The 11,197-nt window shown below is 39.0% G+C and carries 12 protein-coding genes; all 12 read right to left on the minus strand.

Going from position 1 to position 11,197, the window contains the following annotated elements; genetic code table 11:
- Positions 1-100 precede the first annotated feature (100 nt).
- Complete coding sequence (cmr6, locus tag NDK19_RS00055; protein WP_250629777.1) at positions 101-1,189, minus strand: type III-B CRISPR module RAMP protein Cmr6; 1,089 nt, start codon at positions 1,187-1,189, stop codon at positions 101-103.
- Positions 1,190-1,191: 2 nt separating this feature from the next.
- Positions 1,192-1,668 carry a type III-B CRISPR module-associated protein Cmr5 gene (gene cmr5, locus NDK19_RS00060; RefSeq protein ID WP_250629778.1) on the minus strand — a complete coding sequence of 159 codons (477 nt, stop codon included), beginning with the start codon at positions 1,666-1,668 and terminating at the stop codon, positions 1,192-1,194.
- Between the two features lie 114 nt (positions 1,669-1,782).
- Complete coding sequence (locus tag NDK19_RS00065) at positions 1,783-2,163, minus strand: GxxExxY protein (RefSeq protein WP_250629779.1); 381 nt, start codon at positions 2,161-2,163, stop codon at positions 1,783-1,785.
- A 73-nt stretch (positions 2,164-2,236) separates the two neighbouring features.
- Positions 2,237-3,220 (minus strand): type III-B CRISPR module RAMP protein Cmr4, encoded by a 984-nt coding sequence (gene cmr4 / locus NDK19_RS00070; RefSeq protein ID WP_250629780.1) that lies wholly within the window; start codon positions 3,218-3,220, stop codon positions 2,237-2,239.
- Between the two features lie 6 nt (positions 3,221-3,226).
- A complete protein-coding gene (locus NDK19_RS00075) occupies positions 3,227-3,874 on the minus strand; it encodes a nucleotidyl transferase AbiEii/AbiGii toxin family protein (protein WP_394801666.1) in 648 nt (215 codons plus the stop codon).
- Complete coding sequence (locus NDK19_RS00080; RefSeq protein ID WP_250629782.1) at positions 3,846-4,181, minus strand: hypothetical protein; 336 nt, start codon at positions 4,179-4,181, stop codon at positions 3,846-3,848. The genes NDK19_RS00075 and NDK19_RS00080 overlap by 29 nt, the downstream gene beginning before the upstream one ends.
- A gap of 6 nt (positions 4,182-4,187) precedes the next feature.
- The gene (locus tag NDK19_RS00085) at positions 4,188-5,198 is read right to left on the minus strand and encodes a PDDEXK nuclease domain-containing protein (protein ID WP_250629783.1); all 1,011 of its coding nucleotides are present in this window, start codon (positions 5,196-5,198) and stop codon (positions 4,188-4,190) included.
- Positions 5,199-5,207: 9 nt separating this feature from the next.
- Complete coding sequence (locus NDK19_RS00090; RefSeq protein ID WP_250629784.1) at positions 5,208-6,608, minus strand: hypothetical protein; 1,401 nt, start codon at positions 6,606-6,608, stop codon at positions 5,208-5,210.
- Entirely contained in the window at positions 6,605-7,657 is a 1,053-nt protein-coding gene (cmr3, locus tag NDK19_RS00095) for a type III-B CRISPR module-associated protein Cmr3 (RefSeq protein WP_250629785.1), read from the minus strand. The genes NDK19_RS00090 and cmr3 overlap by 4 nt, the downstream gene beginning before the upstream one ends.
- A 5-nt stretch (positions 7,658-7,662) precedes the next feature.
- Entirely contained in the window at positions 7,663-9,435 is a 1,773-nt protein-coding gene (cas10, locus tag NDK19_RS00100) for a type III-B CRISPR-associated protein Cas10/Cmr2 (RefSeq protein ID WP_250629786.1), read from the minus strand.
- A 2-nt stretch (positions 9,436-9,437) separates the two neighbouring features.
- Positions 9,438-10,412, minus strand: a complete 975-nt coding sequence (gene cmr1, locus NDK19_RS00105) for a type III-B CRISPR module RAMP protein Cmr1 (RefSeq protein ID WP_250629787.1) — start codon at positions 10,410-10,412, stop codon at positions 9,438-9,440.
- A 62-nt stretch (positions 10,413-10,474) separates the two neighbouring features.
- The gene (locus tag NDK19_RS00110) at positions 10,475-11,167 is read right to left on the minus strand and encodes a CRISPR-associated endonuclease Cas6 (protein WP_250629788.1); all 693 of its coding nucleotides are present in this window, start codon (positions 11,165-11,167) and stop codon (positions 10,475-10,477) included.
- Positions 11,168-11,197: the final 30 nt, after the last annotated feature.

Consider the following 11,197-nt stretch of genomic DNA (forward strand, 5'->3'; position numbering starts at 1 on the left):
TTTGAATAGGAAAATGTGATGTTTGTTTACAGAATAGATGCCTTGATTGGATCTGTTAAGCCAAACAGCGACTTTTGCTTCTGTATTTTCATACCATCTATTACGGTTTCATGTAACCGTAACCGATGGCGGTTTTTGCGCCGATGCCGCGTTCTTGCAGAGCTTCTTTGAGAAAGTCCGAAACTACCGAAAGCATATCACCTCTTTTTGACCCTAACGTAATATGTGCATTTTCCATGCCTTTGTGCAAGCCTACCATAAATTGGAAAGTGAGGTTTTCAACGGTGAGGAAAATGATGGGGTTCAATTTGTGATAGTCGGCAGGTGGTGCTTCGCCGTTGTAGTAGGGCTGATAATGGTTGTTCATTATATCTGCCTTGATGCAACCTTGCGGGCTGCGGGTGGGGTAGGCATCAAAGAAGATGACGCTGCCTTGCTCTGTTTTGTCAGACAGGATTTCAGGATTGACAGGATTTTTTTGGAAGTCTTCTTCGCTGTAATGTGTGCCGAATATTTTTTTGATGTTAGCTAAGTCTTCGTTTGTTTTGGCGTTTTCAAGGGCGTAATGGTGCGTGATGCCTTTAATAGCACTTGCCGGAATATACGGAAATCCGTAAACGTGATGCAGAGAGATAGAGGTTTCAAACACTGAACCGCTGCCCAAACCTACAGCTAATCGCCAATCGGGTTTAAATTGCAGATCATTTATTTGATTGTTGTCATACACTTTGGGCAATAAATTACCACCTGTGAGTTGTAATGCGTTGCGATGATGGCGAGTGATGAAGTTTTGATAATACTTTTTAACTGCTTCATCTTCACTGTCCCCAAAAGCAGTTTGACAATCTTCGCCTCGCTTTTTTAACATGCGATTTTCTATTTTAAAATTCGTATCGTCAAAAATCTTCTCCTTGTGAAGTTTGAGAGCGAAGTTTTCTAATATCAACTTTTTAGCCAATGCTTTTAATGAAAGAATAGTCCAGCTAGGTTTTCCCTTATATTTAGTTGCCTGAATTTCAAGCTCAAACTCGTCGCCTTTTTTAGGATTTAAATTTGTAGATTTCTTTTGCTGTAAGGTTGCATAGTTTATAAAAATATCCGGGCTTACATCTCTTGCAACAAGCCAACCATTCTTAGCATTGGTATCCCAACTGCTCACAGTAGCAAGTACTTTTTTCATTTCTGCCATAGTTATTCCGATTTAGCGAACCTACGCAACCAATTGAGCAAGGCTAATACTTCGGTGGTGAGTGCAATATGTTGTTTTGTATCTTCACATTGACCCACAAGAGTTTCCATTGCAGATTTCCTGAAATCATTAAGAGATTTTATCTTCCTCTCAACTTCTTGTTTTTCTGCCTCTGATAATTTTTTATCTTTATCTTTCTCTTTTTTCCGTATTTCTAAGGCTTCTTTAGGCTTTATTGGCATTTGAAGCGTGAAAAATGGATATTTATCACCTTGATTATTTCCCGTTAACCATTCAATAATCAAAAGGAAAACACTTTCGTAATCTGCTTTTGAATAGCAAAAAGCCATTGTATTGAGCAAACCATTGGTTTTGATGTAAGTGGGTACTTTATCAACCGATGTTGAAAATTTATCACTTCCTAAATCCTTCGCACATTCCCACGCAAATTTTGCTCGTGCCTGGGCGATGCTTTTCATGGTTGAGAGGTTTGACATATTGTTTTGAGTTTAAAGTTTTTTATTTCTGACAGGATTGCAGGATTAACAAGATAAATTTGAAATAAAAAAATCCTGTAAATCCTGAAATCCTGTCTAACTCGCTTTGGGTTTATACACCCGATACTTGCGTTTTACCTCTACCGACGAGCCGAAGTTTATCAGCAAGCCTATGTCAAGCCCTGTGCCTTTGAGGTAATTGACCAACTGCGTTTCGTGCAGCGGGTGTAGGTTCTCTACGGCTTTTAATTCTATAATCACTACGTAATTCACCAACAAATCGGCATAATACTCACCTACCAACTGCTTTTCGTAATATACATCAATAGGGTATTGTTGATAGACTTCAAAACCATTGTTTTGTAACTCTATCTTTAAAGCGTTTTCATACACCTTTTCCAAAAAGCCCGCCCCCAATGTATTATGCACCTTGTAGGCACAGGCAATGATTTGTTTGGTGAGTTCTTCGTGCTGCATACGTTATTGTTTTTGACAGGATTTCAAGATTTACAAGATTTCTTCTATCCTGTTAATCCTGAAATCCTGTCTGTTAAGTATTTACAAATTTAGTTCTCACAATTCCTTTACCTAAGGTAGCGTTTCCGCCGATTTGTACGATAGACGGTAATTGTCCGAAAAACTCTTCTACCTGCGATGCCGTCATCTTTCCTTCTTTATCTGAAAACTCATCCGAAAACATTACCAAAGAGTACATAACGCTCTCGGCGGGAAGATATTCTTCGCTGAACAATGCACTTTGCTGTACCGTACCTGTTTCGTTGTTGATTTTGGTGCGGGTAATCACTTCGGTAGCAAGGGTTACGAAGTCGCGGAAGTCGTTGTCGTCAAGGACTACGATGTCGGTTTTGATTTTTTCAGACCAATAACTTTGGTCATCGTTGAATAAGGTTTTTGAAAGCCAAATACCTAACTTATTTACTTCGTTATCAGAAGTAACAGGATTCACTTTTGAAAAAACAAATTCTTCTAATTGCATCTTTTGCCCTTGGCCAAAAAGAGCAGAGCCATTAGCCACCATTGCACCGTTAATTTCTTTGAAATCAAATTGCAAATCGGTCAATCCCAAATCCGAAATAAACTTCTTTATCACTCTCGGACAGGTAATCCACGCAAATACGCCGTACAAAGACTTGACGGGAAACAACAACAAGCGGGCATCGGTCAGGGCTAATGCTCCTGAGAATTGGGAATTGTCTTTGAATGCTTCTTTTAAATGGTCTTTCGCAGAGAAACGTTTTTTTACATCAATGCCTAACTCTCCATCATCAAAGCCAAAAGCTTTGTTAATTTTGATTAGGTTATTTTTTGCTTTATCATCGTCTTTTTCAGACAAAACTAATTCACTCTCAAAAGCCTCTCTCAACGCACCTTTGAGCGAAGAGGCTTCTATCTTGGGGAAATTGGTGTGCCTTTCGCGTTGGATAGGCAAATCTACGATACCTAAATCTGAGCCGCTGCCTACGTGCAGGGGCGTTTCACAGATGAGGAATAAAGGCTTGGCATTTTTGTACATCGTGTTTTAAGATTTTAGTTTATTCCAATACTTGATTTCGGTTTGAAAGTGCTTTGAGATTTGCAACAAGGAAACATTTTGTTGGGGTTTCAAATGTTGTATGTTCTCATCGGCTATGTCGTCTATGAAAATCAAAGCTCTTTGAAAAAGGGTTTTGCTTAGGTTTTTCTTTTTGACGGTAGTCATTTCAAACAATTCTTTGAGCGAAAAATGCTCTTTATTTAACACGTATAAATCGTAATAATCACGAAACTTTGCTCTCAAAAATAAGGTATTCACTTTCATCACCGCCAAAACAGGCAATTCGGCGATGTACAGAAAATCAAATAAATGATTTCTGTTTTTAAGCTCCTCCCAACCATTGGCAAAAAAAGTCACTTTTACTCCATCTATCACAAAATCGGCTTGTTGCGGTGATAAATTCACGATTCTGATAGTTTCAAATTTGCCGCTGTTTTGTAAATTGTTTTGTATAGTCGTGGCTTGTAAATCGTTTTTCCAAGTAAAAAAATTAAGGTCTTCGCTATGACGACGCCCCAAATAAACCGCCAATGCCGAACCGCCTACAAAAGTAAAATATTGCAGTAAGGGCATAGTGGCTAACCGGCGCAGCACTTTTTCGGTATCAGACAGTAAATTGTCTAATCCTTTCATAGCGACTGTATTTTTTTTGTAACGGCAAAATGTGCCTTTTCGGGTTTTGAATGTTGAAAAATATGGCTGCCAAATAGAAGTTGTGCCTGTAAATCCGCTCATCGGGCAGCATTTTTTCACGCCAAATCCTCTTGATTTCTTTGACGGAAAACATTTTGAACAAAGTTTGCAATTCCTCCACATCTCCCCACCGCAAAGCTTCCTCTATCAATACCTCGTCAGAAATTTCGGCATCGGGGGCATAGCTCCAAAATGCTCCGAGCTGGCGCAGGCGAGTGATGAATAAAGACTTGGCGTTTTTGTACATCTTGTTTTATGGTTTTAAATGTTTGCTCTCGTTTTCAATCAATAATTTCTCCCTTTCCAATTCCATAATCAACTCATTTTCGGTAGGCAAGTACAATACGTATTTGGAAGCAAACAACTGCTTGCTTTCGCTCAAAACGGAATATTTTACAATCGTTTGGTCTTTGTGTGTGCAGAGAATTAGCCCAATGGTTGGGTTGTCGTCAGCGTTTTTGTATTTGTCCTCATACAAGCGGACGTACATATCCATTTGCCCGATGTCTTGGTGAGTGAGTTCGCCTACTTTGAGGTCTATGAGTACAAAGCATTTCAAGATGTAGTTGTAAAAGACCAAATCAATATAAAAATGCTTGGTTTCGGTGCTGATGCGTTTTTGCCTGCCCACAAAGGCAAAGCCCTTACCCAATTCCAACAAAAACTCATTGAGTTTGTCCATCAATGCCTGCTCTAATTCGCTTTCCAAGTAGGTTTTGCTGTCTTTGAGTTGCAAGAACTCCAAAATGTATGGGTCTTTCAAAAATGTTTCGGGTTGTAAGTCTTTGGTTTTTTCCTGCATTTCTGCCTTTACTTCGTCTCGGTTTTGGGACGAAAGCAGGCGTTCGTAATACAAAGACTTGATTTGCCTGTCCAAAGCCCTTGTACTCCAATGGTTGGCAATGCTTTCTTGGATATAAAACTCTCTTGCTTTTTCGTTTTCTACTCTTAACAAAGTTCTATAATGCGTCCAACTTAATTCTGAACGCACTGCGTTCAAAATCGGGAAAGTGAGGTAAAACTGTTTGCAGTAAAGCAAATTACGTTCGCTGTAAGCATTGCCAAATTCGTCTGAAAGTTTATCAGCAAGATGTTTGATAAGGTTTTTGCCATACTCAGCTCTGTTTTTTCCCTGCTGCTCGTCTTCTACTATGTACCGCCCTATCAGCCAATAGGCTTCCAACATTGCCACATTGACCGTAGCAACTACCTTCTGCCTTGCCTCCAAAATCGTGAGGCGGATATTTTGATAGAGCGTTTCCATTTTGTGTTTTTAGGACAGGATTTCAGGATTTACAGGGTTTTGGTTTTGTTGTGTTGAAAATATTTCACATACATTCCCAATGGTTGAACGCATAAACTCTTGGTATCTGAGCCTATTTCTGTTTCCGTCAATGACGTTCTGATTGATTGTCATTTTCTTTATCTTGAAAACAATGTTAGGAAATTCAGTTATAACTTCTTGATTTAGCACACTTTGGCACCAATTCAATTCATTCTGAAACGGGTTACTTTGAAACTCATATAAGATTATCCAAAACTCTTGCAAACTAACTTGTGGATTTAATTGATTGATAAGCCCAATGTTTTTACGTATTTTACTACGCATTGCTTTCGCACTTATTGAAGATGGTTTTATTTCAACGGCAATAACATTGTTATTTCCTTCATTAGAAAACCACAAGTCGGCATCTTCTAAATCTCTGTCAGGTTCATCTGAAAGTTTGAAACCAAGTATAACATTTGTATAACCGTGAGGCTTGTTTGCAACAAAGTATTCATAAAGTTTGTATTCAACGAAGTAACCCATTGTGGTTTTTTCAAAAGGTAAATCGTCAGAATTGAGTTTGTTTTTTATCAATTCACCAATTACTGAGAGTTCTGCGGGGATATTTTCAGACTTCAAAAGTCCTAATTTGAACATTTGATTTACAATAGCCTGATGATTAACACTCAATAAGTTAGGGTTTATGATAAAATTCACGTAGTTCTCAATGTAGCCCAAGTCAAAATTTATCGGCAAATTCCCCACCGTTACCAATTCATTGGTTTTATCCAATTCGGTTTCGTTGTAGATGTACTTCAAAGGAATTTCTTTGAGTTGTCCGTAGAGCGTGAGGATAGGGATAATTGCCTTATAGCCTCCCGTGATGTTGAGAATGTCGTTTTTACTTAATTTGAGTTTGTCTAACTGTTCAATCAAGTTCATAAAACCTTTTTCGTAGTTGCCTTTGCTATCTACTCGCAGGTCTTTGATGATGTGGGTGTCGTTGTGTGCAAAATGAACCGTTATTTTCTGTGTTACTGACTTATAATTTTCAAACCACTCCTTAATCAACTCACAAGCCAATACACTCAATACCGTATCAGTCGCCATGAGATACACTTCTGTATCTACTTGTGCTTCTTCCGTTATCTTGAGAATGGATTTTATTTCGGCGGATGCATTGTCATCTGATTTTATGTTATTAAAAACGTTTTTACGTAAGCCATTTTTTTGGCTTAAACCTTTTGTTCCTTCAATGCACTCTATTACCTGATTATCATTCCACTTATCAAAAGAATGATTTGCCTTATCAAGCGTATCATAATCATTTTTAAAAGTTGCATTTTTCCCGTCTTTAAAAAAATTGCTAAAAATGGAAGTCCCGACAGTGGTGATTATTTTTTTCATTTTCCGATATAAGTTATGCCAAAACCTTCTTTGGCGGTATCACATTCTGATATGGATTTAAAATGAAATGCTTGGATAGCATCTTGATACGTACCCTCTAAAATTTCAAAATAATACACCGAACCCGCAGGAACATATTTATTCATTTCTTTGGGTTGTGCATTTTTTACATCAAAGCCACCTAATGAAATAGGTTTGCCCAAAGCGGTAGTCAATAATTTTACTTTTAAGATGCTTTCAGGAAAAGTGCCTATGAGCGTATTTTCGTCAATCCAATTGGGCAGCCAACCTTTTTTGAAAAGGGCGGGGGTTGTCAGACATACCCGAAAGATATTATTTTCTATTGTTTGCGGGTAGTCAATAAAACCATTTTCAGGAATTGCTACATTTTCCAATTCATAAGAAAAGGTCTTACCCTCACCGCCAATTTTTGAAATGTATTTTTCGGGCAGTTCTAAGTTTTCAAACAGAACTACAATCTTAACACCATCTTGCAAACGTAACATTTCCACCCTATACAGTCGCCCTTCTTCCGTTGCTCTGCTTGCCTTGTTTCGTGCAATGCCTACTTTAGGCTCTTTGAATAAAAATCCTTTCTCTTTCACAGAAAGTTGTCCGATGTGTTGCTTTGCTAAAATATTTGTAAAATTTGCTATATTTGTCAATCCTTCTATTCCTTCTGATAAAGCATTGGCAACGAGCACCTTATCAGTTTTGCAAGAACTGTAAGTTGGTTTGTTTTCTAACTTCAAAAAAGCAAATGTGTTGGTGTCTTTTTCTTTCACCACATCCTTCGGGACAGGCAAATAAACATCACCGTCTATTTGAAGGTAAATACCTTTTATCTTGAAGTCTTTGGTAAGTTCGTCTAATGCTTGTTTTGTCAAATCAAGTTTGCCATTATATGCAAAAAACAAAGTCCTCAACGCCCCATAAATCACACTAGGCGAGGGCGGAAACACACTGTCAGCCCAAGACTCATCTCCCATATCAAAAGGTTTTCCGTCCCGAAAAAAGAAAGTATCCAAAGGATTGATGCGTATAATCATGTCGTTTATTGGTTTTTAAGTTCTTTGTTGATGAATTTGCTAATGTTGAGCAATTCCGAAAACTTGTGAAAGTGATAATCTACACTTGCCAATAACAAGTCTGCTTTGCCGCTTAGGTTTGCTACTTTTTTGGCTTTTGCTTCTCCCGTAAGGTTGCAACTTCTGCTCAAAAGCCTTTTCATTTCGGTTTTAAACATTTCTCGGTGTGTCAATTCAAGCATGCCTTTTTCATTTGGTATCAGTCTAAATTCTTCTTGAATGTTTTTTATCCAATTTGCCGAAAAATCATTTTGCAAACTTTCCGTAATCTCTTTGATACGAATTAAGTTTTCAACATTTTGCTCCCATGTCAATACAGTTTCGTGGCTTTCCCCCGAACGTTTGAGTACCGAAATCGCAAAAGCATTTCTGCCACCACCTCCCTTTGCTACATCTTCTTTGGCTTTATGTTCCATTGCTTTGGCAGTTTTCAGCACAATATTCAAAGGTGTTTTGTAGTGGGCAATGCAAATGCCTGCGGAAAAAGTAAAGTCCTCTTGTAAAGGATAAACTTTTTGCAGTTCTTGGTTTACCTCTGTATCAAACCTTTGTCTTAACTCTTGCAATACAGCAAACAAATGATGTAAATTGACGAAACCCAAAAAGTCATCACCGCCTGCATAAACGGCTTGCCCATTATTATTTCTCTCATCTAAATACCCTTTTGCCCAATTTGCATACGTACCCAACAAAGAAGAAATTTTATTTTGGTAGGCTTGTAAATCGGCATTTTGGTCTTGCAATAATTCGCCTGAAAGCATTTTGCCCATTTTATCGCCATCAAAAACCAACAAAGCGTAGTAGTTCGTTTTGAGATACTTCTTTATTTTGTTGTGGTTTGCAATGATGTTGGGCAATTTGTCTAAATATTTTTCCAAACCGTGATTTTCAAAATATTTTTGAGTTAGATTTTCCTCAAAAAGCAGTTGCTCATCAAAATCTTTGTCGCTAAAAAATTTTTTATAGCAAGCAAACACTATTTTGGCATCAGCATCTTTTTCATCTTTACTGTTTTCCAATTTATTGATGTCGTGCATCAAAGCAATTTTAGCCGTAGAAGGAAAACCTCCACTGCCATAAAACCGCTTTGTCAGGCTTACGGCACTTAATCCTTCGCCTTTGGCTACTTTTACCTCGTCTGTGCCGCCTAATTCTACCGCACCGCTTTGTTTGTTCCATTTTGTTTCAGTCCAAAACTTGCTGTTTGTACCTTGTCCGAAAAACAAAGCATTCCTTTCGCCGTCCAAACTGCATTTTCTGCCTGATTCGGGCATTTGCTTGAAAGTTCGTACATTTTTGATAGCCCCTAAGTTTCTTTCTATGTTTTGATAGGCGGTTTTGTAGGCTTCGTTTGTATCGTCAGCGATAGGTTCAAAGACCCAAAAGATTTCCAAGTGGTTTTCTATCTGTGTATCAAAAGCACTTGGTTTGTTATGCTCTTTACCTGCATTTTTCAAAGCATTTTCGGATAATGCTTTGAACTTATCCCTTACGGCTTTCTCCACTTTTTCGCCTAAGCCTTTCAAGTCATCACAATTTGCAATTTTGCCCAAGAAACGATTGGGCTTAGAATTATTACTTACGTTTGGAAAAATGATGTTTGCTGCTCCAAAAGCATTTATTCCTGCCTCTGTCAATTCAGACAAAATCTTGCTCCCCGCCCACAAATCTTGTGTTTTGCGTGCCTGCGAGATAAAACTCTGGACAGGGGTAAGGGTGAATAGGAATAGGTGGGTCATAGTTACACAAGATTTAATTTTTCTTGAAGTTTTTCATTGAATTTTTGAGTGGCGGCATCATATGCTTCTTGAACAGAACCTAAATTCTGTATTTCTCTACCATTTCTATCTTTATATTCTTGTAAATACTTATATGGCAAAAAAAGTATTTTCCCTTGATAAGGTTTTTGTGTATTGTTAGTTTTATGCAAACTCAAAAAATATGGCTTAGTGTGCCTTTCAAGCTGTTTTAATGGAGGCGTTGAGCCTTGCATTGGTAAAGCAATGTATTGTTTTTCACTTTGCTTTAAAGAACTTTTAGCGTGATGATAAGCAACTGCAATCTCTGATAAAGCCTCGTAAGGACTAGTAAACTCTTTTCCTTTATATAATTTGCTGAATTTTGAAAAGGAGGTATAACTTTTCAAATCTCCTTTAAACAGTTCTTTTACTTCAATGTCATTAAATCCATTATAATTAATGGAAATAGAACCCAAGCCGTTACGGCTTTTAGCACCCAATCCGCCAAAATAAGAAAAAACAAAGAGTGTTTTTAAAATTTCTTCTTGTAAATTCTCAGGAAAACTTAATACTAAGTCAAATTCTTTTTGGCTACGTAGATACTCTCGGTTGAAACTTTTTTGTGGGTCAAAATTTTCAATTCCATAAGCCAAATAATCAATAGCGTGCATTGTACCAAGACCCACATTTACAGAATATCCTTTGGGCAAAAAATCTTTTTGTTTAGTGTTTTCATTTGTCAGACGTCGTTTTCCAATTCTCATAATCACCTTACTCCTCTGAGCAGGCTCGGTTCCGCCAAAAATCTCACTTTCTTTTTTCTTTAATTCTTCAAGGCTTAAATGCCCATTCATAGCTCTCCACCAAAAGCGTAATGCACCTTTGATGCTGGGCGGTCTCAATTCAGGTGTGCTGGCATCTGCTCCCGAAAGGAACATCGGTGTAATGGTTTCGCATGTAAAAGTTATCGTTTTCATATAGCTCATGTCGTGGTTTCAATGGTGGATTGTTACTTACTTCCCTTCCCAACAAAAGGTACCTACTCTTTTTTGCGTGCCTGAGTAACAACGCCGTAGCCGATGCTCACGTGTCGCCCTAAGCCGATGAGGTTGGGCAGCGATACGTTGGTTTCAAAGGTAGCATCGAAGGCAAGCAGGCGGGCATCGCGGATGGTGTGGCGCACAGGCTCGCTCAGGTGCAGCAAACGGCACACCACGGGGCGTTCTTCTTTGGGCGGCAGTTGCCATGCCACGCCTTTGGCAAATGCCATGATTTGCCCGCGCAAAACAGCTTCTAACAGTTCGCGGCGCTCGGCGTCGGTGGTTTTGCTGCGGTAGGCGGCATAGCTTTCCGAACTGAAAGGCAGCCAGCGGCGAATCTGAAAGCGGATGGGCGCATCCCAGATTTGCAAGGGGTGTTTGCGGGCATCCAAGCGCTCGATAGACATTTCTACGTATCGCCTGCCGATGCGCAAGTCGTACGGTCTGCCGGCTTGGAACAAGTGGCTGATGGCTTGCGTACCTTCACCTATACAAACGATGCTCGGTTTGCCGCCGATTTGCTTGTATTGAATCAACGGGTAGGCATAGCGGAAACCGTCTTCGGTGTGGTTGTGGAATAAGGTGTGTTCGTAGCCTGCGGTTTGAGCGACTGCACCGCGAAACATTGGGATATCGCGCCCGTCAATGGGGGCATTGAAGCTGATGCGCAAATAGGGAAGAGCGAGTAACATAGGTTGTTTTTAGGTTTAATGCCGTTACCC

Source organism: Rhodoflexus caldus, assembly GCF_021206925.1.
Classification (GTDB): domain Bacteria; phylum Bacteroidota; class Bacteroidia; order Cytophagales; family Thermoflexibacteraceae; genus Rhodoflexus; species Rhodoflexus caldus.